Source organism: Paracoccus liaowanqingii (genome assembly GCF_004683865.2).
In the GTDB taxonomy this organism is placed as follows: domain Bacteria; phylum Pseudomonadota; class Alphaproteobacteria; order Rhodobacterales; family Rhodobacteraceae; genus Paracoccus; species Paracoccus liaowanqingii.
In genome coordinates this window covers 2,636,650-2,662,467 of sequence record NZ_CP038439.1, presented here as the reverse complement: position 1 = coordinate 2,662,467, position 25,818 = coordinate 2,636,650, and the positions used below count along the sequence as shown (strand labels likewise).

Here is a 25,818-nt window from a genome sequence, read left to right as displayed (position 1 = left end):
GGCCGTGTCCTAGCGGATTGCCGCGACCCATGCAAGACGCGATCCGGCGCGCCGATGTGCAGCGTTGCCCAGCAAGGGGAAACATGGCAAGAGTCGCGCGAACAGGTCGAGCAGAGGTTCCCCCGAGATGAGCGATTTCGCCACGCGCCGCACGATGATGGTCGACACGCAGGTTCGCCCCAGCGATGTCACGAGGTTCCCGGTGATCGAGGCGATGCTGACCATCCCGCGCGAGGATTTCGTCCCCGCCAACCGCCGCTCGGTCGCCTATTCGGGCGAGAACTTAGATATCGGCCACGGCCGCGTCCTGTTGGAGCCGCGCACCCTGGCCAAGCTGGTCGACGCGCTGGACATCCAGCCCGACGAGCTGGTCCTGGATCTGGGCTGCGGCTACGGCTATTCCGCCGCCGTCATGGCGCGCATGGCCGAGGCGGTCGTGGCCATCGAGGAGGAGGCCGAACTGGCCTCGGAGGCCGAGCGGCGCCTGTCCGACGCCTCGATCTTCAACGTCGCCGTCCTGCAGGCCCCGCTGACCGAGGGCGCCCCCAAGCAGGGCCCCTACGACGTCATCCTGATCGAGGGCGCGGTCGAGGACGTGCCGCCCGCCATCATCGACCAGCTGCGTGACGGTGGCCGGATCGCCGCGCTGTTCACCGAGGGCGCGCTTGGCGTGGCCCGGATCGGGACGCGGCTGAACGGGCGGATGACCTGGCGCTATGCCTTCAACGCCCGCGCGCCGATGCTGGCGGGCTTCGGTCGCCAGCGCGGGTTCGTGCTATGACCCGCCTGTCGCGGATCGCGGGCCTGGCCCTTCTGGCCCTGACCGTGGCCCTGCCCGCGCGGGCCGAATCGCTGGCCGACACGATGGTCGCCGCCTATCGCCATTCCGCCCTGATCGAGCAGAACCGCGCCGTCCTGCGCGCCGCCGACGAGGGCGTCGCCACCTCGGTCGCGGCCCTGCGCCCGGTCGTCGAATGGGTCGCCCGCCAGACCGCCGCCCGCGACGAGGGGTCGACGACGAGCCGCTCGACCTCGATGTCGCTGGCGGCCTCGCTGACGCTCTACGATTTCGGGCGCTCGCAGCTGGCCATCGACGGCGCCAAGGAGCAGGTGCTGGCCACGCGTCAGGCGCTGGTCTCGGTCGAGCAGGACATCCTGCTGGCCGCGACGCTGGCCTTCTTCCAAGTGCGCGAGGCGATCCAGCAGGTCGCGCTGCAGGAGAACTCGGTCGAGGTGCTGACGTCGGAACGCCAGGCCGCGCAGGACCGCTTCGACGTGGGCGAGATCACCGTGACCGACGTGGCGCTGGCCGATGCCGCGCTGGCGGCGACGCGGGCCAGCCTCGCCTCGGCCAATGGCGATCTGGAGATCGCGCGCGAATCCTATCTGGCCTCCACCGGGCGCCAGCCCGTGTCGCTCGATGCCCCGCCGCCGCTGCCCAGCCTGCCCGCCACACTGGACGAGGCCCGCCGCATCGCGCAGACCACCCATCCGGCCATCGGCCAGTCGCAGCGCCAGGCCGCCGCGGCCGAGATCAGCGTCGCCGCCGCCGCCGCCGAGCGCAATCCGACCCTGTCGGGCACGGCCAGCGTCGGCATCGCCCGCAGCCCGCGGGCGGAACTGGGCGGCGACTACGGCACCGGCAACTCCTCCTCGGTGGGACTGGAACTCAGCCAGACGCTCTATTCCGGGGGGCGGCTGTCGGCGTCGCACCGGCGCGCCATGGCCGAACGCGACCAGGCGCGTGCCAGGCTGCTGAACACCGCCCGCCAGATCAGCCAGCAGGTGGGCGAGAACTGGGCCAACATCGCCGTCGCCCGCGCCCAGATCACCGCGATCGACCAGCAGATCTCGGCCGCGCAGCAGGCCTATGACGGCGTGCGCGAAGAGGCGCTGCTGGGCGCGCGCACCACGCTGGACGTGCTGGATGCCGAACAGTCGCTGCTCGAGGCGCGGGCCGACCGGATCACCGCCGAGTCCAACCTGCAATTAGCACATTATCAACTTCTGGCTGCTATGGGTCTTCTTACGGTAGAAAATCTCAACCTGGGAATTCCGACCTATGACCCATCGCAATATTACAACGCGGTGCGCGACGCGCCCACGACTAGCAAGCAGGGCGAAAGCCTGGACCGCGTCCTGCGCGCCATCGGCCGCAACTGACCCCGACCTGCGGGGGGCGCCATGACCCGGCCCCGCCGCACCCCCGCTGCCCGTTCCGCCAGCGCCGGTGGGTCGGCGCCCGAGGCGTCCGCACCTGCCCGAAAGCCCCGAAAGACCCCGCCGCGCAAGTCTCTGGCGGCCGGGCAGGCCGCCATCCCGGATCAGCCGGCGGACGGCCCGCTCACAGCCGCGGCGCGGCCCCGGCGCAGGGTTGCCGCAGAGCCGCCGTCGGAGCGTTTTGCGGACAGCCAGCCCATCCCCAAGCCTCTCAAGCCCCGGCCCCGCCGCAAGGCAGAAGCGGCCGCGGCGCCGCCGGTCCCTTCGGATTTCCCTGCCATCCGCGATGACGAACCCGTTTGGTCGGTCGAGGAGTTCGTCTTCGACAGCGACCCGGTCCTGCCCGACGATCCCGGGCCCTCGGCCCCGTCCTCGCGCCCACCGCGCTATCATCCCGATCGCTTTCCCGACGCCGCCATAACGCCTTCGACTCTCTCCGGCGTCCCTGTTCCCGGCGAGGCGGCCCGAGAACTCGCCCGCATCCGCGAGGGCATGCAGCAGATCCGCCGCATGATCGACGCGCCGACGGCCACCGGCGAAAGCGCCTGGATGCTGCTGCAGAGCCTCTGCCACGATCCCCTTCCGCGCCGCCGGGCGAACACCACGACGGCGATGGCCCGGCTGATGGCCTTCCCTCCCTCCGCGCTGTCGTCCCACGCAGGGGATGACGACCCGGGAAAGGACCGCTCGGTCACCGCCGCGAGGCGCCCGTCCGGGACCGGCCGCAGCCGACAGCCCCATCCGTCACGGATGTCGACGGAGTGCTCTCCGGTCAGCGCCCCAACCCGGATCGAAGGCCCGCGCGGGATTGCCTCGTACTCCGACAGGGCGGCGACGTCCGGTCCATGGGACCTCGCCCCGCTCACGATCGCGCCGGTGGGTCCCGATCTTTGGTGGACCGGCTTACAGCCTGCGGATCCGCAGACGCCAATCGCCCTCCTTGCAGATATGGGCATGCCCGCGACCCAAGTGCCGCAGCAAACCAAGCCGCAAGCCTTCGCGGCATGGCCTGTCGCCTGCGACCCTCGGGTGACCGGGGCCGGCTTTACCCGCCAGCCGAAGGCCAAGTCCCGTGTGATGGGATTGCTGGCGGCATGGGCCGACTGGCTCTTGTGGCGCCTTCAGCCGCCGCGCATTCCGCAGGTCGGCTATCAGGACGCGATGCAACTCGTTCCGCAGCCTGCGCTTGCTGCCACGGATTCAGTCCTCGCCATGTCAAAGACGGTGCATCCGAACGCCATTGGGTTGGCCCCGCCAAATCTTTCTGTGCCCGAAAGCCAGGCTGCGGAAGAGAAATCGATGGCAAGCTTGCCCAATGGTGATCAGAAAGACGAAACCCCGACCGATGCGGAGGGGAGCCCACACGATCCTGTCCCTGCCGGTGCTGCCGACATCCCTATCCTCTCCACCGAAATGGTCGCACAGGCGCTGACCGAAGCCTTGGTCGACGACAGCCTGCGCAGCCAGGTGCTGGAGATGATCCGCGACGAACTGGCCGGCGAGATGGGGGCCCGGTTCTCGGGCAACCTTCAGGCGGTCATCCGGCGAGAGGTTGCAGCCGGCCTCGACGACCGGCTGACGCATCTCTGATCGTCGAGGCGGGATCGCGGCGGCGGGTCAGTTCAGCATCCGCTCGGGGTCGACGCTTTCGAAGCCCCGGCGGATCTCGAAATGGACGAAGCCGTCGTTCCCCGCGGTCCCAAGCGATTGGCCTGCGGTGACGCTGTCGCCCTTGGCCACGTTCAGGCCGTCGAGGCCGGTATAGACGGTCATCAGGTCGCCCTCGTGGCGGACCACGATGATCGGTACGCCGGCGCTGTCCTGGGTGATCGCCGCCACCTGGCCCGTGCCGGCCGCGTTGACCGGCGTGCCGCTGGGGGCCGCGATGTCGATGCCGTCGTTGCGGCCCTTCTCGTAGACGCGGATGATCGCGCCGTCGACCGGCATGCGGAACGGCCCGTTCCCCCCGGATGCGGCGGTCCGCGTGGCGCCCAGATCGGTCTGCGGGGCGTCCGGGGCGGGGGCTCCGGCCTGAGGGGTGTCCTCGTCGGGCAGGGGCAGGGCGGAGGAGGGCGGCGTGGGCGTGGGGCTGCCTTGGCCGGGCGTGGTGGTAGCCAGGCGGTCGGGGCTCTGGCCCGGCTGCGGGACGATCAGGCGCTGGCCCGTGCGCAGGCCCATGTCGGAGGGCAGTCCGTTCCACGAGGCCAAGTCCTGGACCGTCACGCCATAGCGGCGGGCGACGGCCCACGCGGTCTCTCCGGCCGCCACGACATGCTGCCGGGGCTCGGCCCCCGGCGTCGCTGCCGGCGCTGCGGCCGATCCCGATGCGGGGGCGGGCGCTCCTGCGGCAGCCGCGGCGGCGAAGGGATCGCGGACGACCGTCGTCCTGCCGGGGAGGCCGATGCCGCCGACGGGCGCGCCCGCCGCGACCTGGCGCGGCAGGACCAGCACCGCTCCCGGCATCAGCGCCGCATCCGGGGGCAGGGCGTTGTGGGCGGCCAGTTCGGCGGGCTGCAGCCCCAGACGGGTCGCCACGCTGGCCGGCGTGTCGCCCGCCTGCGCCAGCGCGACCTGCCCGCCGGCAAAGCTGATCACGCCCCGGGCGTCGGGCGCCGGACGCGGCCCGGCCGAGGCGGCCGCGGGCGCGGTGTCCATACCGCCCATCAGCCCGCGCAGATCCGGGTCGAACCCGCCATCGGCCCCGCACGAGACCAGCGCCGCCAGGGCCGTTCCGCCCAGCACCGCGCGAAAGTGAAATCGGGTCATGATCCTGTCCTCAGCCTGCCTCTGGGTGGCCGGGGGTCATGTCTGGCCCAACCCCTCGACCAGCGGAACGAACCGCACCTGCCGCAACTCGTCGTACTCGAACCCGGTCTGCGACCGGGTGACGCGGATCAGGGTCTGGACCGCATCCGACTGCCCGACAGGCACGACCATGATACCGCCGATCTTCAGCTGTGCCAACAGCGGCCCCGGCGGATCCTCGGCGGCGGCGGTCACAAGGATGCGGTCGAAGGGCGCCTGGTCGGGAAGCCCGCGCGATCCGTCCGCAACCTGCGCGATGATGTTGTGCAGGCCCAGCACCTGGAAGATCGCCTCGGCCTCGACGACCAGGCGGCGATGGCGGTCAACGGTATAGACCCGCCGCGCCAGCCCCGACAGCACCGCCGCCTGATAGCCCGAGCCGGTGCCCACCTCCAGCACCGTGTCGCGCGGGCCGACCTCCAGCGCCTGGCTCATCAGCCCCACGACCGAGGGCTGGCTGATCGTCTGCCCGCAGGGGATGGGCAGGGGCGTGTCCTCATAGGCGCGATCGGCGAACTGGCCGCGCACGAACAGGCCCCGGTCGATCCCCTCCATCGCCGCCAGCACGCGCGGATCGGTCACCCCGCGCGTGCGCAGCTGGAAGAGGAAGCGCATCTTGCGCTCGGCCTGGCTGTCCCCCTCGGGGCCGCTCGGATCCGGATCGCTCATCGCGTGGCGCCATCCGCGGCGGGGGTCTTTTCTGCCGAGATCTCTGCCCCCGGACCCTCCAGCGCGCGGGCCAGACCGTCCAGCGAGGCGTGGCAGGTCAGGTCCGCCCGCATCGGCGTGACCGAGACATAGCCGTCCAGGTTCACCGCCACGTCGCTGCCCTCGCGCGCGGGGGCCTGCTGCGAGCCGCCCGCGATCCACATGAACTGCCGTCCGTTGGGCGCCGTATAGGGCACCACGCCGAAGCGCGATCCGCGCCGCTGCCCCTGGGGCGCGACCTTCAGCCCGCGCACCCCGGCGGCGGGCAGGGGCGGAAAGTTCACATTGTAGAACAGCCGGAAATCCTCGTCCGAGGTCCAGTCTCCGTGATCCAGCAGCTGCCGGATCACGCGGGCGCCGTGGCTGCGCGCGGCCTCGAAGGGATCGTCCAGACCGGCGGTCTCGGGGCCCAGATATTGCGACAGGGCGATGGCGGGCAGGCCCTGCAGCGCCGCCTCCATCGCGCCGCCGATCGTGCCGGAATACATGGCGTTCTCGCCCGCGTTGTTGCCGCGGTTGACGCCCGACAGGACCAGATCGGGCAGCCCCTCGCGCATCAGCTCGCCCACCGCGGCCAGCACGCAATCGGCCGGGCTGCCCTCGGCGGCATAGCGGCGGGGCGCCAGCTTGGCGATCATCGTGGGATGGGCATAGCTGATGCAGTGGCCGACACCGGATTGCTCGAAGGCGGGGGCGACGGTCCAGACCTCGCCGTCCGGGCCGGCCAGTTCGGTGGCGATCTGGTCCAGCACCTCCAGCCCCGGGGCGTTGATCCCGTCGTCGTTGGTGATGAGAATGCGCATCCTGCCCCCTGTCCGGCCCGGCCGCCTGCGCGGGGCCCTGATCCTGCACGCGGTCGTGACCCGATCTGCTTAGCGGTGGCCCGGCCTCGCTTCAACCCGTTCCTGCGTGGCAGGGGCGGCAGCGCCTGCCACGCGGGCAGGGGAACCGCGCCCGACCGAAGCGGTTTGACCTTGGCGGCCGGGCGGGGCATCCTCGGGCCCAGCACAAGAGGCCGGGACGCGATGCAGATCTATCTTCCCATTGCAGAGGTCTCGGTCAACGCGCTCGTCCTGATGGGCCTCGGCGGGCTGGTCGGCGTCATGAGCGGCCTCTTCGGCGTCGGCGGCGGCTTCCTGATCACGCCGTTGCTGTTCTTCATCGGCATTCCCCCGGCCATCGCGGTCGCGACCGGCGCCAACCAGGTTGTCGCGTCGTCCGTGTCCGGCGTGCTGGCGCATATGAAGCGCAAGACCGTCGACTTCCGCATGGGGGGCGTGCTGCTGGCGGGCGGGTTGGTCGGCTCGGCCCTGGGGGTGCTGGTCTTCAACATCCTGCAGCGCGTGGGCCAGGTCGAGCTGGTCGTGCAGCTGTGCTATGTGGTCTTTCTGGGCCTGATCGGCGCGATGATGCTGCAGGAAAGCCTGCGCGCGCTGCTGCGGGCCCGCCATCCCACGGGGCGGCGGCGCCTGCACCAGCACATGTGGGTCCATCGCTGGCCGCTGAAGGTCAAGTTCCGCGCCTCGGGCCTCTACATCAGCGTCATCCCGCCCCTGTTGATCGGGGTCGCGGTGGGCGTGCTGGCGGCGATCATGGGGGTGGGCGGCGGCTTCATCATGGTGCCCGCGATGATCTACCTGCTGGGGATGCCCACGAAGGTCGTGGTGGGCACCTCGCTGTTCCAGATCACCTTCGTCACCGCCTTCACCACGCTGATGCACGCGGTCAGCTACAACACCGTCGACGTGATGCTGGCGGTGCTGCTGATCGTGGGGGGCGTGGTGGGCGCGCAGATCGGCACCACCCTGGGCGCGCGGCTGCGGGCCGAACAGCTGCGCATCCTGCTGGCGCTTCTGGTGCTGGCGGTCTGCGGCAAGCTGGCGCTGGACCTGTTCCTGCGGCCCGACGACCTGTTCTCGATCACGACGCGGGGGCAATGATGCGCGGTGCGATCCTGGCCCTGCTGGCGCTGCTGCTGGCCCCGGTCCTGCCCGGCCCGGCACAGGCGCAGGGCAGCGGATCGACGATGCCCGCCGACCCCGAGGCGGGCCTGCTGCCCCAGGTGGAGGAGCGCCCGGCCTGGCTCTTGTTTCCCGATCCCGGCCAGTCCCGCGGCCCCGCCCCCGAGGCCCGCGAGGGCCCGGCCGAGCAGGTCGTGGCCGGGCTGTCGAACAGCTCGGTGGCGATCACCACCAGCTTCGACGGCTCGGACATCCTGATCTACGGCGCGATCAAGCGGCAGACGCCGATCCCCGAGACGCCCCTTGACGTGATCGTCACGATCGAGGCGCCCTCGCAGCCCCTCACCATCTGGCAGAAGCAGCGCCGCGCCGGCATCTGGATCAACACCGACCGGGTCGAGGTCGGCGCCGCCCCCAGCTTCTATGCCGTGGCGACCACCCGCCCGCTGGACGACATCCTGGCCCCGGACTGGGACAACCGCTATCGCATCTCGCTGCCCCTGGTGTTGCGGGCCTTCGCCGGCGCCCCCGAGGTCGAGGACACGCTGCCCTATACCGAGGCGCTGATCCGCCTGCGTGAGCAGAACGGCCATTACCGGCTGGAGGAGAACGCCGTCACCCTGGTCGAGGACACGCTGTTCCGCACCGACATCCGCCTGCCCGCCAACCTGATCGAAGGCGATTACCGCGCCCGCATCTTCCTGCTGCGCGGCGGCGAGGTCATCGACGCCTATGGCGCGGCCATCGAGGTCCGCAAGGTGGGGCTGGAGCGCTGGCTCTATCGCCTGGCCTTCGATCAGCCGCTGCTCTACGGGCTGATGTCGCTGGCCGTCGCGGTCATCGCCGGATGGGGCGCCTCGGCGGCGTTCCGGAAGCTGCGGCGGGCGTGATTAGTCAAGTGCCAAGCTTTTGCAAGACGCGTGAGCGACGGCCCGCCGCCTGATTGCAATATTTTAACTATCACGCCATTTATTTTGTTTGAGTTAACGGCGTCAGGGGCATGTGAATGAATGTCAAGAAAATTCCCGTCGCGGCACCCATCTGGTTGAATCCATCTGCCCTGGATGGTTTTATAGGAGATGGGCAAAGTCGAAAACTGACAGTTGTAACGAACCTGCTACGGATGAATTGTGTACGAGCTCGGGCCGCGCTCTTGCTTTTTCAGCAAGTCAATAAGTTGCTTCCGCCTCTCGAACTCGCAAATTCCGATGTCCTTGCGTATGCCGAAGCCGAGAGAGCAAGTTTGGAGCTAGAACACCAATGGCGTTTGATGGCCGCAAGAGACATGATCTTCGCCGCGCGAAATTTTTCATTCCTCCTCGGCTTGCTTTCAGGAAATCTTAGAGAATTCAGAAAGAATCCTGAAAAGCTTCCAGATCATTTGAAGAAATTTGGTCTGATCTATAATGGGAGAATCACAATTGAATTGAATCGTATCAGCGAGGATTTTGATGATTATGTTCCGGGTCTCCATGATCTGAGGAACGCCGCGGCTCATGCAGACGAAATTTACCGCAAGGACGAAAAAAAACCGATCTCACAGACAATGGAATCCCTCGAAGGAATGGGTCGCGATGATGGGTGCGTAATGATTATTGATTCAATGGCTGATGATGACTACATCGTCACCACAAAGAAACACGCACTTAAATTCCCGGTGTCACCGAAAGTTTATATTGGGATGCATTCAGCGTTTTGCTCTGTGGCGCGGCAATTGCAAGGGTAGCACTGCGTTCAAGTGTCATCTCTGAAGAGGTTGTAGAAACTCGATCAGAGTGGGCCGGTTTTTATTTTCTTTCGTCCCTCATCAAGCAAACGGCCCCGCGATCGCTCGCGGGGCCGGTCCTCCCTCGGGTTGCAGCCTGTCCCCCTCCACTGGTCCGGGCTGCGGGGGGTTCCTTTACGCGCCGATCAGCTCGAACTGGCGCAGCGTGACCTCGGCCTGCTTGATCGAGGCGATGTCGACCAGCCGGCCCTTGTAGACGGTGGCCCCCGCGCCGTCGCGCTTGGCCTGCTCCATCGCGGCTAGGATCTCGCGCGCCTCGGTGACGGCGGCGTCCGAGGGCGAGAAGACCTCGTTGGCCAGCGCGATCTGGCTGGGATGGATCGCCCATTTGCCGACCATGCCCAGGGTCGCGCTGCGCATCGCCTGCGCGCGGAAGCCCTCCGGGTCGCTGAAATCGCCGAAAGGTCCGTCCACGGGCAGCAGCCCGTGCGTGCGGCAGGCCGCGACGATGGCGGTCTGCGCCCAGTGCCAGGGATCGGGCCAGTATTTCTGCCCCTCGCGGATCATGTAGTAGTTTTCCTGCGTGCCGCCGATGCCCGTGGTGGCCATGCCCATCGAGGCCGCGAAATCCGCAGCCCCCAGGCTGATCGCCTGCAGACGCGGGGACGCTGCCGCGATCTCCTCGACATGGCAGATGCCGGCGGCGGATTCGATGATGACCTCGAAGGCGACGGGCTTGGTGCGGCCCTTGGCGCGTTCGATCGCGGTGACCAGCGCGTCGACGGCATAGATGTCGGCGGCGCAGCCCGCCTTGGGGATCATGATCTGGTCCAGCCGGTCGCCCGCCTGTTCCAGCAGGTCGACCACGTCGCGGTACCAGAAGGGCGTGTCCAGCCCGTTGATGCGCACCGACAGGGTCTTGGTCCCCCAGTCGACGTCGTTGATCGCCGTGATGATGTTGGTCCGCGCCTGCGCCTTGTCGTCGGGGGCGACCGAATCCTCCAGATCCAGGTTGATCACGTCGGCGGCGGATTTGGCCATCTTCTCGAACAGCGCCGGACGCGAGCCGGGGCCGAACAGCTGGCAGCGGTTCAGGCGGGCCGGGGGCAGGGGCTGGGCGCGGAAACTCATGACAAGGTCCAGTTTGACAAGATCAGGGTGTCTCGGGGTAATAATCTTGCGCGCCGCCTGCGGCAAGCCCTATTTCCGGACTGCGGCACCGGACCCGGCTTCTTGACGCATCGCGGCTTTGGGCGCAGGTGTCGGCGCGCGACGACAACGGAGGCCAGGATGGCGCGGACAGTCTATGTGAACGGCGAGTATCTTCCCGAGGACCAGGCCCGCGTGTCGGTCTTCGACCGGGGCTTCCTGATGGCCGACGGGGTCTACGAGGTCGTCAGCGTGCTGGGCGGCAAGCTGATCGACTTCGCAGGCCACATGGTCCGGCTGCGGCGGTCGCTGTCCGAACTGGCCATCGCCGAGCCCCTGACGGATGACGACTACCTCGCCGCGCATCGCGAGCTGATCGCGCGCAACGACATCACCGACGGGCTGGTCTATCTGCAGGTCACGCGCGGCAATCCGGGCGATCGCGATTTCGCCTACCCGCCCGAGGGGACGACCCCCACGGTGGTGATGTTCACCCAGTCCAAGCCCGGCCTGGCCGACGCGCCCGCCGCCCGGACCGGCTGGACGGTCGTCAGCGTGCCGGACCTGCGATGGGGCCGGCGCGACATCAAGACCGTGCAGCTTCTCTATCCCTCGATGGCGAAGATGGAGGCCAAGGCGCGGGGCGCCGACGACGCCTGGATGGTCGAGGAGGGCCGCGTGACCGAGGGCACCTCGAACAACGCCTATATCGTCAGGGGCAACACCATCATCACCCGCGAACTGAGCCATGACATCCTGCACGGCATCACCCGCGCCGCCGTCCTGCGCTTTGCCGCCGAGGCGCAGATGCAGGTCGAGGAACGCGCCTTCACCATCGACGAGGCGCAGCAGGCCGACGAGGCCTTCGTCACCTCGGCCTCGGCCTTCGTGATGCCGGTGGTCCGCATCGACGACGCAGCCGTCGGCACTGGCACCGTGGGTCCCGTCGCCACCCGCCTACGCGAGATCTATCTGGAAGAAAGCCTGAAACTGGGAGTCTGAGCGTTTTGCGTCCCGCGACCGCCGGGGGTTTCGCGCCCCCGAACCCCCGCGGGATATTTGCGCCAAGATGAAGATCCGCCGTTTCCCCATTCATCTTGGTGGAAATATCCCGGGGGGGATCGCGGAACGCGATGGGGGGCTGGCCCCCCTTTTTTTGCGGCGCGCGGAGGTTCAGAGCCCGCTCTGGGTCAGGACCCGATCGATCACCAGCGCCAGCCGGTCGGCCCAGATGCTCTGCCCCTCGGGGTGGCGATCAGGTCGTTCCTGACCTCGATCAGCAGGTTGGGGCGCCCCTGCGACAGGGCGTGGCGGTCGATGCTGTCGCCCTCCAGATGGCCGTCATAGGGCTGGTTCTCGCCGGTGATCCAGCCCTCGTCGCGGCAGGCGGCGACCATCGGGGGCCCGAGCCGCGCATCGGCATGGGAATAGAGGATGCCGACCTGCCAGGGGCGCGGCGGGCGGCCGCGCAGCTGCGGGGTGAAGCTGTGGATGGCGCAGAGACAGCGCGCGGGGTGGCGGGCGGCCAGCCCAGCCAGCGCCTCGTGATAGGGGCGGTGCAGGCGGGCCAGGCGGCGTTCCCGCTCCGCCGCATCGGCCTGCTTGTTGGCCGGGATGACGGTGCCGTCATAGAGCCGCATCAGCAGCGTCGGGTCGTCCTCGCCCCGGTTCGGATCGATCACCAGGCGCGAGAAGTCGGACAGGATCGCGGGCGCGTCCAGCAGGGCCGACAGCGCCCGGGTCAGTCCCGCCGCGCCCACGTCATAGGCGATGTGGCGGGCCATGTCGGCGGGCGCGATGCCCAGATCGCCGCCGCCCACCCAAGGCGGCACGCGGTTGGTGGCATGGTCGCAGGTGACCAGCCAGCGCGAAGGGCCATCCGCGTTCAGGATGCGGAACGGAGCGGGGTTCATCACGTCTTCATCACTCATGATACAGGCTGTCTACGACGAACGGCGGACAGACGCCAGTTGCCGCCGGGCGGCTTCTGCGGCATAGATAGCGCTAAACCCGAGACGAGGGCAGGATTGATGAGACGACATCGCAATGTGAAGATCGTGGCGACCCTGGGACCGGCCTCCTCCACCAAGGAGATGATCCGGGCGCTGTTCGATACCGGCGCCGACGTGTTCCGCCTGAACATGAGCCATGGCAGCCATGACGACCACCGCGCGCGCTATACCGCGATCCGCGAGATCGAGGCCGAGACGGGCCGCCCGATCGCCATCCTGGCGGACCTGCAGGGCCCCAAGCTGCGGGTCGGCCCCTTTGCCAACGGCGCGCATGACCTGGCAGTGGGCGACCGCTTCCGCTTCGACCTGGCGCCCGAGCCGGGCAACGCGAGCCGCGTCCAGCTGCCCCATCCCGAGATCTTCGCGGCCCTGATCGAGGGGTCGGAACTGCTGGTCAACGACGGCAAGATCCGCCTGACGGTCGATGCCTGCGGCCCCGATTTCGCCGATTGCACCGTCACCGTGGGCGGCACGATCAGCGACCGCAAGGGCGTGAACGTCCCCGACGTGGTGCTGCCGCTGGCCGCGCTGTCGGACAAGGACCGGGCCGATCTGGAATTCGCCTGCGAACTGGGCGTCGACTGGCTGGCCCTGTCCTTCGTGCAGCGCGCCGAGGACGTGGAGGAGGCCAAGACCCTGGCCCGCGGCCGCGCCGCGATCCTCTCCAAGATCGAGAAACCCGCCGCCGTCCGGGCCTTCGACGAGATCCTCAAGGCCTCGGACGGGATCATGGTCGCGCGCGGCGATCTGGGGGTGGAGCTGCCGGTCCATTCGGTGCCCCCCATCCAGAAGCGCCTGGTGCGCCTGTGCCGCAGCGCCGCCAAGCCGGTGATCGTGGCCACCCAGATGCTGGAATCGATGATCGACAGCCCGATGCCCACCCGGGCCGAGGTCAGCGACGTCGCCAACGCCATCTACGAGGGCGCCGACGCGGTCATGCTGTCGGCCGAAAGCGCGGCGGGCAGCTTCCCGCTGGACGCGGTGCGCACGATGGACAATGTCGCGCGTTCGGTCGAGGCGGACCCGAACTATCGCTCGATCATCGAGGCGGCGCGCAAGGCCAGCCTGTCCTCGGTCCCCGACGCCATCGTGACGGCGGCGCGCGAGATCGCAGAGACGACCGAGATCGCGGCCATCTGCGCCTTCAGCCAGTCGGGCACCACGATCAGCCTGATCGCCCGCGAACGGCCCCGCGTGCCGATCCTGGCGCTGAGCCCGATCGAGGCGGTGACCCGGCGCATGGTGCTGACCTGGGGGACCCATTGCGTCATCACCCCGCGCCTGTCGCGCTTCAAGGAGGCGGTGGTCAACGCCACCCGCGCCGCCCGCGACTACGGCTTCGCCGACGAGACGCGGCAGATCGTCGTCATGGCCGGCGTGCCCTTCAACGTGGCCGGCACCACGAACATTCTGCGCATCGCCCCCTGCGATGACCGCTTGATCTTCGCCACCGACCCGGAATAATCCGGGCGGGAACGACAAGGGATGCCGTGATGTCCGATCTTCTTCTGCTGGCAGGGGTTGCCCTGTGTCTGCTGTCCGTCGTGCTGGCGATCGTCCAGCTGTTGCAGACGCAGCCGCCGCGTGCGGCGGCGCTGGCCTTCATCGCGGGCATCTTCCTGCTGTTCGTCGGTGCATGGACCAGCCCCGAGCCCTTCGGCCCCTCCAGCATCCCGGCGGCGCTGCAATCGGTCACGGGCGGCACGCCCGCACCCTGATCCCTCTTGCCATCGGCGGCGCGTCCCCTTATGAGGCGCGCTTGCCCATCCCGTGCGGCCGGCCGATCTGGCATTGCCGAGCCGCACGTTCACTCTGATGAAGGAGATGAAAATGCCGAAGATGAAGACCAAATCCGCTGCCAAAAAGCGGTTCTCGATGACGGCTTCGGGCAAGGTCAAGGCGGGTCAGGCCGGCAAGCGCCACGGCATGATCAAGCGCACGACCAAGTTCATTCGCGACGCGCGCGGCACCACCATCCTGTCGGATGCGGATGCCAAGATCGTCAAGAAATACATGCCCTACGCTCGCTGATCAGGAGAACCACACATGTCACGCGTTAAATCCGGCAAGGTGACCCACGCCCGCCACAAGAAGGTCCTCGAGCAAGCCAAGGGCTACTACGGCGCGCGGTCGCGCAACTTCCGCACCGCCACGCAGGCCGTGGACAAGGCCAACCAGTACGCTACCCGCGACCGCAAGAACCGCAAGCGCAACTTCCGCGCGCTGTGGATCCAGCGCATCAACGCCGCCGTCCGCGCGGTGGATGCCGAGATGACCTATTCGCGCTTCATCAACCTTCTGGCGAAAGCCGGGATCGAGGTGGACCGCAAGGTTCTGGCCGACCTGGCCGTGCACGAGCCCGACGCCTTCGGCGCGATCGTGGCCCAAGCCAAGGCCGCCGCCTGATCCGCATCGTCTGACGATGCCTCTGCAAAGGTCCGCATCCCCCGGGGGTGCGGGCCTTTGTCGCATCCGGGCCGCGATTGGTCCGGAACTGCACCCCGGCGCGGCGGTTGAGACGTCAGCAATGCAAGGAGAGCATGATGGACGATCAACGGGTCTGGGATTTCGAGGGCGGGCTGTGGCACGCCTCGGAAGACCGCTACCACGAGCGCGTCGACGCCGAATGCGTCATGGCGCTGAGCCACGAGCCCTATTTGGTCCACGGACAGGATGCGATCGACGCCGTCAGCGGCACGCCCGCTTGGGACGAGGTCGAGTTCTCCGACAAGACCATCTCGCGCCCCGAGGAGGGGCTGATCGTCGTGGGTTACCGCGTCGAGGCCGCCAAGGGCGAGACGCGCTTCCACGCCGCCTGCACGTCGGTCTATCGCCGCCGGGCGCATGAGGACTGGACCGTGGTCCAGCATGCGCAGGTGGTCCTGCCCGCCGCCACCAAGGGCTGAGGCGAACCTCCCCGGGGCGCGCGCGCGTGCCCCGGGATCCCCGCCTGCGGCATCATCCCGCACGGCACGGGCGTTGCCACGGGCCCGCGATGCCTCCAGCTTGGGGGATCACGCCCCCGACCGAAGGCCGCCCGCATGTTCGACCTGCCGCAAGCCGATCCCGCCAAGGTGCCTCTGGCCGTCCATCCCCTGGGGCTCTGGGGCACCGCGATGACCGCACGGCGCAACGTGCTGGAACTGATCCCCGCCATCGCCACGCGCCAGCCCATCGTCTCGGGCAAGACCGGCGTGCGCTGGCACATGGTCATGGACCCGGTTGCGCTGCGCCGCGTCCTCAAGGAAAGGGTCGAGGATTATCCGAAATCCAACACCACCAAGCTGATCCTGAACCCGGCCATCGGCGACAGCCTGTTCGTGGCCGAGGGCGCGCATTGGCGCTGGCAGCGCCGCGCCGCCGCCCCCGCCTTCGCGCAGCGCCATGTCGAGGCCTTGGGGCCGGTGATGACCGCCGCCGCCGAGGCCTCCAGCCGCCGCCTGTCGGCCGCCAAGGGGCCGGTCGACCTGTTCCAGGAGACCGTCGCCGCGACTTTCGAGGTGATCGCGGACGTCACCTTCTCGGGCGACGGGATGTTCGACCGCGCGGCGGTGCATGCCTCGATCGACGCCTATATCGCGCAGGCCGCCACGCTATCGATGATGGACGTGATCGGCCTGCCCGGCTGGCTGCCGCGTCCGGGGCGGCTGTTCGCGGGGCAGGGGCTGAAGGGGGTGAAGGACATCGCAGACCAGGGCATCGCCGCCCGCGCCAAGGTGGCCCGGACGGACGGCCCCCCCGACCTTCTGGACCTGCTGCTGGTGGCCCAGGACCCCGAGACCAAGCGTTCCATGAGCCCCGACGAGCTGCGCGACAACCTGCTGACCTTCATCGTGGCCGGGCACGAGACCACCGCCCTGACCCTGGCTTGGGCGCTGTACCTGTGCGCCTTCGACCCGGCGGTGCAGGAGGCCGCGGCGCATGAGGCCCGGACCGCCCTGGGGGACCGCGCCGCCACCGCCGCCGATCTGGGCGCGCTGCCCCTGACCATGCGCATCGTCAACGAATCGCTGCGCCTCTATCCGCCCGCCGCCTTCCTGTCGCGCACGGCGCAGGTGGCCGACACGCTCTGCGGGCGCGAGGTCCGGCCCGGCGACACGGTCATGCTGCCGGTCTATGCGCTGCACCGCCACCACGATCTGTGGGACCGGCCCGACGCCTTCGACCCCGACCGCTTCCTGACCGCGCCCGACCGCTATGCCTTCCTGCCCTTCGGCGCCGGCCCCCGCATCTGCATCGGCGCCAGCTTCGCCCTGCAGGAGGCGGTGATCATCCTGTCGACGCTGCTGGCGCGCTTCCGGTTCTCGCGGATCCCGGGGCGCGAGCCGCAGCCCCGGATGATCCTGACCCTGCGCCCGCACGGCGGAGTCTGGCTCAGCGCGCAGCCTCGGGACTGACCAATCGCTTGCGGTCGGTCACGCGGCTGTTACAGACTGGCCCCGAACAGCCAGCGGAGCGCGCAATGACCGCCATCATCGACTTTCTCAACACCATCTTCTGGGGCTATGTGCTGATCTACGGCCTTCTGGCCGTGGGTATCTACTTCACCGTCCGGCTCGGCTTCCTGCAGTTCCGCCACTTCGCCGAGATGTGGCGCTGCGTGCGCGGCTCGGGCGAGACGGACAAGGACGGCATCACGCCCTTCCAGGCGCTGTCCGTGTCGCTGGCCAGCCGCGTGGGCACCGGCAACATCGCGGGCGTCGCGGTGGCGCTGACCCTTGGCGGGCCCGGCGCGATCTTCTGGATGTGGATGGTGGCGCTGGTCGGCATGGCCACGGCCTATGCCGAATCGACGCTGGCGCAGCTTTACAAGATCCACGGCGCCGACGGCATGTATCGCGGCGGTCCGGCGCAATACATCGCGCGCGGCCTGGGCCTGCCTTGGCTGGCGGCGCTGTTCGCGGTGGCGCTGATCATCGCCTTCGGCCTCGTCTTCAACGCCGTGCAGGCCAATTCCATCGCGCAGGCGGTCGAGGGCGCCTTCGGCATCAACGCGGGCATCGTGGGCATCGTCACGGCGGTCCTGTCGGGCGTCATCATCTTCGGCGGCATCCCGCAGATCGCGCGCACCGCGCAGCTGGTCGTGCCGATCATGGCGGGCCTCTACCTGCTGGCCGCCGCCGTCGTGCTGGCGATGAACCTGTCCGAGGTGCCGGGCATCCTGATCGGCATCATCCGCAGCGCCTTCGGCCTGCAGGAGGCCGTGGGCGGCGTCGCGGGCGGGGTCATGGCCGCGATGCTGAACGGCATCAAGCGCGGGCTGTTCTCGAACGAGGCCGGCATGGGCTCGGCCCCCAACATCGCCGCGGTGGCGGTGCCCAATCCGCACCACCCCTCCAGCCAGGGCTTCGTGCAGGCGCTTGGCGTCTTCATCGACACCATCCTGGTCTGCACCGCGACCGCCGTGATGATCCTGCTGGCCGACGTGATCCCCTCGGACGAGCTGACCGGTGTGAACCTGACCCAGGCCGCGCTGTCGGACCACTTCGGCGGGTTCGGGCAGATCTTCGTGGCGGTGGCGATCTTCTTCTTCGCCTTCACCTCGATCATCGGCAACTACTCCTATGCCGAGAACGCGGTCGTCTATCTGGGCGCGGGCAAGCCCGGCATCATGGTCCTGCGCGTGGCCGCGCTGGCGATGGTGGTCTGGGGCTCGCTGCAGGCGGTGGCCACGGTGTTCAACTTCGCCGATGCCAGCATGGGCCTGATGGCCACGATCAACCTGATCGCCATCGTCATGCTGTCGGGCACGGTCGCGCATCTGACCCGCGACTACCTGCGGCAACGCAAGGCGGGGGTCGAGCCGCGCTTCCACATCGCCGATCACCCGGGCATCGCGCCCGGCGTGAACCGCGACATCTGGAAATAGGACCGGCCGGGCGCGCGGTCTTTACCCCGCGCGCCCGCCCATGCTAACGCGGGGCCAACTAGGAAAGGCCCCGTGATGAGCGATGCGATGGACGATCTGACCCCCCTGCGCCAGCAATGGCTGGACCGCATCTCCGGCGCCTCCGATCCTGCCGCCATCGAGGAGGTGCGCCTGGCCGCCCTGGGCAAGAAGGGCGAGATCAGCCTGAAGATGCGCGAGCTGGGCCGCATGTCGCCCGAGGAACGCCAGACCACCGGCAAGGCCCTGAACGCCGTCCGCGACGAGATCGACGCCGCGCTGCGCGCCCGCAAGCTGTCGCTGGAGGATGCGGCGCTGGACGCGCGCCTCAAGGACGAATGGCTGGACGTGACCCTGCCGGGGCGCCCGCGCCGCCAAGGCACGCTGCACCCGATCAGCCAGGTCACCGAGGAGGTCACCGCGATCTTCGCCGACATGGGCTTTGCCGTGGCCGAGGGGCCGCAGGTCGAATCCGACTGGTACAATTTCGACGCGCTGAACATTGCGCCCGAACACCCCGCGCGGCAGGAACACGACACCTTCTTCCTGCACCGCGCCCCCGGCGACGACCGCCCGCCGCACGTCCTGCGCACCCACACCTCTCCGGTCCAGATCCGCGCCATGCAGGAGCAGGGCGCGCCGATCCGCGTCATCGCGCCGGGCCGCGTCTATCGCATGGACATGGACCAGACCCACACGCCGATGTTCCACCAGATCGAGGGTCTGGCCATCGACCGCGACATCAGCATGGCCCATCTGAAATGGACGCTGGAGGAGTTCTGCCGCGCCTTCTTCGAGGTCCCCTCGGTCGAGCTGCGCTTCCGCGCCTCGCATTTCCCCTTCACCGAGCCCTCGGCCGAGGTCGACATCCGCTGTTCCTGGGAAGGCGGCCAGCTGAAGATCGGCGAGGGCAACTCCTGGCTCGAGATCCTCGGCTCGGGCATGGTCCACCCCCACGTCCTGCGCTCGGGCGGCATCGACCCCGACCAGTGGCAGGGCTTCGCCTTCGGCATGGGCATCGACCGCATCGCCATGCTGAAATATGGGATTCCAGACTTGCGAGCTTTCTTCGAAAGCGACCTCCGCTGGCTGCGGCATTACGGGTTCGCGGCGGGGGATGTGCCGAGCGTGAGCGGTGGGTTGTCGCGCTGAATGGCAATTTCCTTCCATCCGCGCGCCGGACAGGTTTTAGTTGCCGATTTTTCCGATCTTCAGCCACCCGAGATTTGCAAAGTCCGCCCTGTCGCCGTGATCTCGCCTCGGTTGCCGTTCAGGTCGGGCCTCGTAGCAGTTGTGCCGATCAGTTTGACTCCTCCGCTGCGTGATGTGCCATATGTCTACCGGCTTTCAAGAAACTATCATCCAGGCTCGGATGATAACCTTCCTTGCTGGGCAAAGTGCGATCTTGTCATGAATATCTCCTTGCGCCGGCTGAACGGTTTCAAGGTAGGACGACGTCGGTGGGAAACGCCCGCCTTGGCACCCGAAGACTTGGCAGGTATTCGCCGGGCTGTGGCAGCCGGGCTTGGTTTTAAAATTTGATGCAACGGCTGTTCGCCAGTTGCGAACTTAGGGAAATATACCTATCTTTGCTCTGTACCCCGCTTCGTCGGGCTTTAAGACCTAGAGCACTAGGCAGGCTGCCCATTAGTCGATGACAAGACTCGGGTAGCCTAAATATTGTCAAACGTCCCAAAGCCCTGCCTCTGGCAGGGCTTTGTGTATTTTTGCGCTTTTTTTGACGCCTCGCATTGCACTCCGCGTAGGTTAGAAAATCACCGCAACCGCCGCCGAATGTCCTCCCGATCCGACCGCACCATGCCGGGGATCAGGAACAGGTCGATCACGCACCACAGCAGCACGAAGCCCACGGCGGGCCAGCCGATCAGGATGGGCGTCAGCAGCCAGCCCACGGCCCAGATCGACAGCATGATCAGACCGCTGATCCAGCGGCCCAGATACATGCGGTGCACGCCGAAGCCCCACAGGAAGATCAGCAGCAGATAGGCGATCAGGGGCGACTTCGCCTCGTTGGCGACCCGTTGCTCGATCATCAGTTCCCGCTGCACGTCCATTCCGAAAGGCTCCTGTCATCCGCGCAGACCCCATCGGTCCGCGCTGTCGACATAGGAACTTCTCAGGCCCGTGCAAGGTTGCGCGCACCCCGGTCACGACCCCGTCGCCCCGCCCGCGGCCCGCAGCCACCGCCCCGATTGCCCGGTTTTTCGGGAGTTTTCCGCCGATCTGGCTTGACCCTTGGCCCCTTGCGCGGTTTGAAGGCGGCAAACCCCCCTCCTAGCGGGCCGGACCCGGAAAGCACCACGCTCATGAAGTTCACCCTCTCCTGGCTCAAGGAGCATCTCGACACCACCGCGACCCTGGCCCAGATCGCCGAGGCGCTGACCGACCTGGGGCTGGAGGTCGAGGACATCCACGATCCCGCCGCACGCCTCGGCGCCTTCACCCTGGCGCGGGTGGATCATGCCGAACCCCATCCCGATGCCGACCGGCTGCGCGTCTGCCGGGTGATGACCGACGAGGGCGAGAAGCAGATCGTCTGCGGGGCGCCGAATGCCCGGGCGGGGATCACCGTCGTGCTGGCCAAGCCCGGCGATTACGTGCCCGGCATCGACACGACGCTTGGCGTGGGCCGCATCCGGGGCGTCGAGAGCCACGGCATGATGGCATCCGAACGCGAGCTGGAGCTGTCCGAGGAGCATGACGGCATCATCGAACTGCCCTCGGGCGAGGTGGGCCAGCGCTTCGTCGACTGGCTGGCCGAGAATGCGCCCGAGAAGATCGACCCGATGATCCACATCAAGATCACCCCCAACCGCCCCGACGCGCTTGGCGTCCACGGCATCGCCCGCGATCTGGCGGCGCGGGGCTTGGGCGTGCTGAAGCCGGTGCAGGTGGATCCGGTCGCGGGGGCCTTTCCCTGTCCCATCGGCGTGACCATCGCGCCCGAGGTGGCGGCCAAGGCGCCGTTCTTCGCGGGACGCGTGGTGCGCGGCGTGACCAACTGCGCCTCGCCCGCCTGGCTGCAGAAGCGCCTGCGCGCCATCGGGCTGCGACCCATCAACGCGCTGGTCGACATCACGAACTTCTTCACCTTCGACCTGAACCGGCCCATGCATGTCTTCGACGCGGCCAAGGTCTCGGGCGACCTGACCCTGCGCGGCGCGCGGGCGGGCGAGGAGCTGGTGGCGCTGGACGACAAGACCCATGCCCTGCCGGACGGCGCGGTGGTGATCTGCGACGATCGCGGCATCGAGAGCATCGCGGGCATCATGGGCGGCGCGGCCTCGGGCGCCTCGGAAACGACGACCGAGGTCTTCCTCGAGGCCGCCTATTTCGACCCGATCAGCACCGCCGCCGCCGGTCGCGCGCTGAAGATCAACAGCGATGCCCGCTATCGCTTCGAACGCGGCATCGACCCGGCCTTCACGCAGCCCGGGCTGGAGCTGGCGACGCGGATGGTGCTGGATCTGTGCGGCGGCGAGGCCTCGGAGGTGGTGACCGCCGGCGCGCTGCCCGACACGGGCCGCGCCTACCGCCTGGACCCGGCGCGCACCACGCGGCTGGTCGGCATGGACATCCCCGAGGCCGAGCAGCGCGCCACGCTGGAGGCCCTGGGCTTCCGGCTGGAGGGCGACATGGCCCATGTCCCCTCGTGGCGGCCCGACGTGCTGGGCGAGGCCGACCTGGTCGAGGAGATCGCCCGCATCGCCAGCCTGACCCGGCTGGAGGGCAAGCCCCTGCCGCGCCCCCGCGCGGGCGTGCCGCTGCCCGTGCTGACGCCGCTGCAGATGCGCGAGAAGACCGCGCGGCGCATGGCGGCGGCCCTGGGCTACAACGAATGCGTGACCTACAGCTTCATCGACCGCCCCTCGGCCGAGCTGTTCGGCGGCGGCACCGATACGGTCCGGGTCGAGAACCCGATCAGCAGCGAGATGAGCCACCTTCGCCCCGACCTGCTGCCCGGCCTTCTGGCGGCGGCGGCGCGCAACCAGGCGCGCGGCTTTGCCGATCTGGCGCTGTTCGAGCTGGGCCCGGTCTTCTCGGGCGGCGAGCCGGGCGAGCAGTCGGTGCGCATCAGCGGGCTGCTGGTCGGCGCGATCGCCCCGCGCGATCCCTTCGGCAGCCGGCGCAAGGTCGACATCTATGACGCCAAGGCCGATGTCGAGGCGATCTTGCAGGCCATCGGCGCCCCCGCGAAGGCTCAGATCACCCGCAAGCTGGACGGCTGGTGGCATCCCGGCCGGGCCGGCGCCATCGCGCTCGGCCCGAACGTGCTGGCCTCGTTCGGCGAGATCCACCCCCGGGTGCTGCGCCAGATGGATGTCAGGGGCCCGGCGATGGGCTTCACGATCCAGCTGGCCGCCGTGCCCTTCCCCAAGGCGAAGACCCCCACGCGTCCCGCGCTGGAGCTGTCCGAGCTGCAATCCGTGGACCGCGATTTCGCCTTCGTGGTCGATGCGCAGGTCGAGGCGCTGACCCTGGTCAATGCCGCCGCCGGGGCGGACAAGGCGCTGATCGCGCAGGTCTCGATCTTCGACCAGTTCGAGGGGCTGGAGGGCGGCCAGAAGTCGCTGGCCATCAGCGTGCGGCTGCAGCCCAGAGATAAGACCCTGACCGATGCCGAGATCGAGGCGGTCAGCCGCAAGATCGTCGAGAAGGTGGGCAAGGCCACCGGCGGGCGGCTGCGGGCCTGAGGATGGCGCCGGGGGGCCAGCCCCCCGGACCCCCCGGGATATTTCTGCCAAGATGAAAGGGAGCGGGTCGGCGCCGGGTGATCGGACGCGGAGGGTTGCGGTCTTCTTGGTGCAGGCTGGGGATCTGGAGCGGGTGACGGGAATCGAACCCGTGTCTCTAGCTTGGAAGGCTAGGGTCTTACCATTACACAACACCCGCGTCGGGATGCGTATAGACGGGTCGCGCGGCGGGTTCAAGCGTCGAGGCGTCAGCGGCGGGCGGCGAAGAAGGTGCGCAGCAGGCTTTGCGCCTCGGCGGCCTGCAGGCCGTCATAGACCTGCGGGCGGTGGTGGCACTGGGGATGGCTGAAGACCCGGGCGCCATGCGCCACGCCGCCCATGCGCGGATCGGCGGCGCCGTAATAGAGCCGCGCGATGCGGGCGGCCGAGAGGGCGCCGGCGCACATCGGGCAGGGTTCCAGCGTCACCCACAGGTCGTGGCCGGGCAGGCGTTCGGAACCCAAGGCGGCGCAGGCGGCGCGGATCGCCAGGATCTCGGCATGGGCTGTGGGGTCGTTCTGTTCGCGGGTGCGGTTGCCGGCGGCGGCCACGACGCGGCCCTGCGGGTCGGTGACGACGGCGCCCACCGGCACCTCGCCGCGCCGGGCGGCGGCCCGCGCCTCGGCCAGTGCCAGGCTCATGTGGGAGGTGAAGGGGGCCATGGCCCCTTGTGGCAAGGCCCGCGCGGCTGTGCAAGGAAACGCTTTCCTCGGCGGGGGGTTGGGCGTAGACATCCCTCTTTGCCCCGCAGAGATGCGAAGGAGACGCGCATGAGCGACGACCATATCCCCGACCGCAAGACCCCCCAGACCGCCCCGCGCACCGATGCCGACCGCATCGCCAAGGTGATGGCCCGCGCCGGCATCGCCAGCCGCCGCGAGGCCGAGCGCATGATCGTCGAGGGGCGCGTCAGCGTGAACGGCAAGAAGATCGACAGCCCCGCGCTGGACGTGTCTCCCACCGACCGCATCACCGTGGACGGCAAGAAGCTGGAGGACCCGCAGGAAACCCGGATGTGGCTGTATTACAAGCCCCTGGGCCTGATCACCTCCGAGAATGACGAGCTGGGCCGGCAGACCGTGTTCGACGCCCTGCCGCGCGACATGCCGCGCGTGATGACCATCGGCCGGCTGGACCTGAATTCCGAGGGGCTGCTGCTGCTGACCAACGACGGCGAGCTGAAGCGGCGTCTGGAGCTGCCCTCGACCGGCTGGCTGCGGCGCTATCGGGTGCGGGTGAACGGCACGCCGTCCGACATGACCTTCGATCCGCTGCGCCGGGGCGTGACCATCGAGGGCGAGGATTTCTCGCCCATGGAGATCAAGCTGGACAGCCAGCAGGGCGCCAATGCCTGGATCAGCGTCGGCATCCGCGAGGGCAAGAACCGCGAGATCCGTCGCGCGATGGCCCATGTGGGGCTGCAGGTGAACCGGCTGATCCGGATCGGATACGGGCCGTTCAAGCTGACCGGGATCGACAAGAATCAGGTGATCGAGGTCAAGCGCAAGGTGATGCGCGACCAGTTGGGCGGGCTGCTGACCGGCGAGGTCGAGGACAAGCCGCGCGAGATGCGTCCGCGCGGGGCCGAGGGTTCGCGGGGCCCCCGGTTCGAGGGTGCGCCGGAGGCCGGTCCGCGCCGCTTCGGGGCCAAGCCCGCATTCGCGGGCAAGCCGGGCGGGCGGGGACCGGGCGATCGCCCGCGCGAGGGGTCCGACGACCGGGCACCGCGCAGCTGGGGGGCCAAGGCTCCTGCCGGGGATGAGGCGCGGCCGCGCTTTCAGGGCAAGCCCGCCGGTCCGCGCGGGGATTTCGGCGACCGGCCGCGTCCGGCGGGCGACAAGCCGCGCTGGAAAAGCACCGGCGCCGGCGCCCCCGAAGGGCGTGGCGGGCCATCCGACAAGCCCCGTCCCGCCCGGTTCGCGGGCAAGCCCGGCGATGCGCGCAAGCCGTTCGGCGCATCGCGTGACGGAGGCCCTGACGCCGGGCGCAAGCCCTTCGGCAAGCCGCGGGGCGACGGGCCCGATGCCGGGCGCAAGCCTTACGGTGCGCCGCGGGCCGAGGGCGGTGACACGGGGCGCAAGCCCTATGGCAAGCCCCGCGATGCCGGGGGCGAGGGTGCGCGCAAGCCCTATGGTGCGCCGCGGGCCGAGGGCGCTGAGGCCGGGCGCAAGCCCTATGGCAAGCCGCGCGACGCCGGGGGCGACGAGGCGCGCAAGCCGCGCTTCGAGGGAGGCAAGCCGTTCGGCGCGCCGCGCGCCGGAGGTGGCGATGCCGGGCGCAAGCCCTACGGTGCCCCGCGCGACGGCGCGGGCGACGGGCCGCGCAAGCCCTATGGCGGATCGAAGCCGGACGGCGCGGGCAAGCCCCGCACGGGCGGTGGCAAGACGGGCGGCGGCAAGCCCTTCGGTGCGCCGCGCCCCGAGCGGACTGGCGATCGCCCGGCGGGAACCGGCAGGCCGGGCGGGGCCGGGAAACCCGGCGGCGCGGGCCGTCCCACGGGGGCGGGCAAGCCCGGCGGCGGGGCACGCCCGGGCGGTCCCGGCAAGCCCGGCGGCAAGCCGCGCGCGCCGCGGGGATGATAACGCAAGGCCGGTCC

The 25,818-nt window shown here is 69.0% G+C and carries 25 protein-coding genes and 1 tRNA gene; 18 read left to right on the top strand and 8 right to left on the bottom strand.

Annotated features, from left to right (window positions below):
• The first annotated feature begins 127 nt into the window (after positions 1–127).
• From E4191_RS12815 to E4191_RS12805, 3 genes are read left to right on the top strand one after another with little or no spacing between them, the layout of a single operon-like run.
• Positions 128–781 (top strand): protein-L-isoaspartate O-methyltransferase family protein, encoded by a 654-nt coding sequence (locus E4191_RS12815; protein WP_135313748.1) that lies wholly within the window; start codon positions 128–130, stop codon positions 779–781.
• Positions 778–2,163: a TolC family outer membrane protein gene (locus E4191_RS12810; RefSeq protein WP_135313747.1), complete on the top strand. Its 1,386-nt coding sequence runs from the start codon at positions 778–780 to the stop codon at positions 2,161–2,163. The genes E4191_RS12815 and E4191_RS12810 overlap by 4 nt, the downstream gene beginning before the upstream one ends.
• 21 nt (positions 2,164–2,184) lie before the next feature.
• Complete coding sequence (locus tag E4191_RS12805) at positions 2,185–3,810, top strand: hypothetical protein (RefSeq protein ID WP_135313746.1); 1,626 nt, start codon at positions 2,185–2,187, stop codon at positions 3,808–3,810.
• Positions 3,811–3,837: 27 nt separating this feature from the next.
• On the opposite strand, the gene E4191_RS12800 is transcribed toward E4191_RS12805, so the two are convergent.
• Genes E4191_RS12800 through surE form a run of 3 tightly spaced genes read right to left on the bottom strand, consistent with a single transcriptional unit; the run spans position 3,838 to position 6,536 of the window.
• Positions 3,838–4,986 carry a M23 family metallopeptidase gene (locus E4191_RS12800; RefSeq protein WP_135313745.1) on the bottom strand — a complete coding sequence of 383 codons (1,149 nt, stop codon included), beginning with the start codon at positions 4,984–4,986 and terminating at the stop codon, positions 3,838–3,840.
• 36 nt (positions 4,987–5,022) lie between these two features.
• The gene (locus E4191_RS12795; protein WP_135313744.1) at positions 5,023–5,694 is read right to left on the bottom strand and encodes a protein-L-isoaspartate(D-aspartate) O-methyltransferase; all 672 of its coding nucleotides are present in this window, start codon (positions 5,692–5,694) and stop codon (positions 5,023–5,025) included.
• A complete protein-coding gene (surE, locus tag E4191_RS12790) occupies positions 5,691–6,536 on the bottom strand; it encodes a 5'/3'-nucleotidase SurE (RefSeq protein WP_135313743.1) in 846 nt (281 codons plus the stop codon). Before surE ends, E4191_RS12795 begins: the two co-directional genes overlap by 4 nt.
• 222 nt (positions 6,537–6,758) lie before the next feature.
• Between surE and E4191_RS12785 the strand changes: the two genes are divergently transcribed.
• The 3 genes from E4191_RS12785 (at position 6,759) to E4191_RS12775 (ending at position 9,420) form a co-directional block, all read left to right on the top strand.
• Entirely contained in the window at positions 6,759–7,673 is a 915-nt protein-coding gene (locus tag E4191_RS12785) for a sulfite exporter TauE/SafE family protein (protein ID WP_135313742.1), read from the top strand.
• Positions 7,670–8,584: a TIGR02186 family protein gene (locus E4191_RS12780; protein ID WP_228461307.1), complete on the top strand. Its 915-nt coding sequence runs from the start codon at positions 7,670–7,672 to the stop codon at positions 8,582–8,584. Before E4191_RS12785 ends, E4191_RS12780 begins: the two co-directional genes overlap by 4 nt.
• A gap of 116 nt (positions 8,585–8,700) precedes the next feature.
• Positions 8,701–9,420 carry a hypothetical protein gene (locus tag E4191_RS12775; RefSeq protein ID WP_135313741.1) on the top strand — a complete coding sequence of 240 codons (720 nt, stop codon included), beginning with the start codon at positions 8,701–8,703 and terminating at the stop codon, positions 9,418–9,420.
• Between the two features lie 174 nt (positions 9,421–9,594).
• On the opposite strand, the gene E4191_RS12770 is transcribed toward E4191_RS12775, so the two are convergent.
• A complete protein-coding gene (locus tag E4191_RS12770; RefSeq protein ID WP_135313740.1) occupies positions 9,595–10,551 on the bottom strand; it encodes an L-malyl-CoA/beta-methylmalyl-CoA lyase in 957 nt (318 codons plus the stop codon).
• A gap of 159 nt (positions 10,552–10,710) precedes the next feature.
• Here E4191_RS12770 and E4191_RS12765 point away from each other — a divergent pair, with 159 nt between their 5' ends.
• Complete coding sequence (locus E4191_RS12765; RefSeq protein ID WP_135313739.1) at positions 10,711–11,571, top strand: D-amino-acid transaminase; 861 nt, start codon at positions 10,711–10,713, stop codon at positions 11,569–11,571.
• 203 nt (positions 11,572–11,774) lie between these two features.
• Here E4191_RS12765 and E4191_RS12760 read toward each other — a convergent pair whose 3' ends face one another.
• Positions 11,775–12,500, bottom strand: a complete 726-nt coding sequence (locus tag E4191_RS12760) for an N-formylglutamate amidohydrolase (protein WP_407947023.1) — start codon at positions 12,498–12,500, stop codon at positions 11,775–11,777.
• Between the two features lie 99 nt (positions 12,501–12,599).
• On the opposite strand from E4191_RS12760, the gene pyk reads away from it, so the two are divergent.
• From pyk to E4191_RS12715, 9 genes are all read left to right on the top strand, one after another.
• Entirely contained in the window at positions 12,600–14,045 is a 1,446-nt protein-coding gene (gene pyk, locus E4191_RS12755) for a pyruvate kinase (RefSeq protein WP_135313738.1), read from the top strand.
• A 29-nt stretch (positions 14,046–14,074) separates the two neighbouring features.
• Positions 14,075–14,299 (top strand): hypothetical protein, encoded by a 225-nt coding sequence (locus E4191_RS12750; protein ID WP_135313737.1) that lies wholly within the window; start codon positions 14,075–14,077, stop codon positions 14,297–14,299.
• 112 nt (positions 14,300–14,411) lie between these two features.
• Positions 14,412–14,612: a 50S ribosomal protein L35 gene (gene rpmI, locus E4191_RS12745; RefSeq protein WP_042244892.1), complete on the top strand. Its 201-nt coding sequence runs from the start codon at positions 14,412–14,414 to the stop codon at positions 14,610–14,612.
• A gap of 15 nt (positions 14,613–14,627) precedes the next feature.
• Positions 14,628–14,987: a 50S ribosomal protein L20 gene (rplT, locus tag E4191_RS12740; RefSeq protein ID WP_135313736.1), complete on the top strand. Its 360-nt coding sequence runs from the start codon at positions 14,628–14,630 to the stop codon at positions 14,985–14,987.
• Positions 14,988–15,121: 134 nt separating this feature from the next.
• Positions 15,122–15,487 carry a hypothetical protein gene (locus tag E4191_RS12735; RefSeq protein ID WP_228461304.1) on the top strand — a complete coding sequence of 122 codons (366 nt, stop codon included), beginning with the start codon at positions 15,122–15,124 and terminating at the stop codon, positions 15,485–15,487.
• Positions 15,488–15,622: 135 nt separating this feature from the next.
• Positions 15,623–16,978: a cytochrome P450 gene (locus E4191_RS12730; RefSeq protein WP_135313735.1), complete on the top strand. Its 1,356-nt coding sequence runs from the start codon at positions 15,623–15,625 to the stop codon at positions 16,976–16,978.
• Between the two features lie 65 nt (positions 16,979–17,043).
• Positions 17,044–18,450 (top strand): alanine/glycine:cation symporter family protein, encoded by a 1,407-nt coding sequence (locus E4191_RS12725; protein ID WP_135313734.1) that lies wholly within the window; start codon positions 17,044–17,046, stop codon positions 18,448–18,450.
• Positions 18,451–18,537: 87 nt separating this feature from the next.
• Positions 18,538–19,620: a phenylalanine--tRNA ligase subunit alpha gene (pheS, locus tag E4191_RS12720; protein WP_135314466.1), complete on the top strand. Its 1,083-nt coding sequence runs from the start codon at positions 18,538–18,540 to the stop codon at positions 19,618–19,620.
• A complete protein-coding gene (locus E4191_RS12715) occupies positions 19,621–20,010 on the top strand; it encodes a type II toxin-antitoxin system PemK/MazF family toxin (RefSeq protein WP_135313733.1) in 390 nt (129 codons plus the stop codon).
• 233 nt (positions 20,011–20,243) lie between these two features.
• Here E4191_RS12715 and E4191_RS12710 read toward each other — a convergent pair whose 3' ends face one another.
• Positions 20,244–20,543 (bottom strand): TM2 domain-containing protein, encoded by a 300-nt coding sequence (locus tag E4191_RS12710; RefSeq protein ID WP_135313732.1) that lies wholly within the window; start codon positions 20,541–20,543, stop codon positions 20,244–20,246.
• A 252-nt stretch (positions 20,544–20,795) separates the two neighbouring features.
• On the opposite strand from E4191_RS12710, the gene pheT reads away from it, so the two are divergent.
• Positions 20,796–23,183 (top strand): phenylalanine--tRNA ligase subunit beta, encoded by a 2,388-nt coding sequence (gene pheT, locus E4191_RS12705; RefSeq protein ID WP_135313731.1) that lies wholly within the window; start codon positions 20,796–20,798, stop codon positions 23,181–23,183.
• A gap of 125 nt (positions 23,184–23,308) precedes the next feature.
• On the opposite strand, the gene E4191_RS12700 is transcribed toward pheT, so the two are convergent.
• Together E4191_RS12700 and E4191_RS12695 are read right to left on the bottom strand one after the other, a co-directional pair.
• A tRNA-Gly gene (locus tag E4191_RS12700) sits at positions 23,309–23,382 on the bottom strand.
• A 49-nt stretch (positions 23,383–23,431) separates the two neighbouring features.
• Positions 23,432–23,884 carry a nucleoside deaminase gene (locus E4191_RS12695; RefSeq protein WP_135313730.1) on the bottom strand — a complete coding sequence of 151 codons (453 nt, stop codon included), beginning with the start codon at positions 23,882–23,884 and terminating at the stop codon, positions 23,432–23,434.
• Between the two features lie 108 nt (positions 23,885–23,992).
• Between E4191_RS12695 and E4191_RS12690 the strand changes: the two genes are divergently transcribed.
• On the top strand, positions 23,993–25,801 hold the full coding sequence (locus E4191_RS12690) for a pseudouridine synthase (RefSeq protein ID WP_228461302.1): 1,809 nt from the start codon (positions 23,993–23,995) through the stop codon (positions 25,799–25,801).
• Positions 25,802–25,818 lie beyond the last annotated feature (17 nt).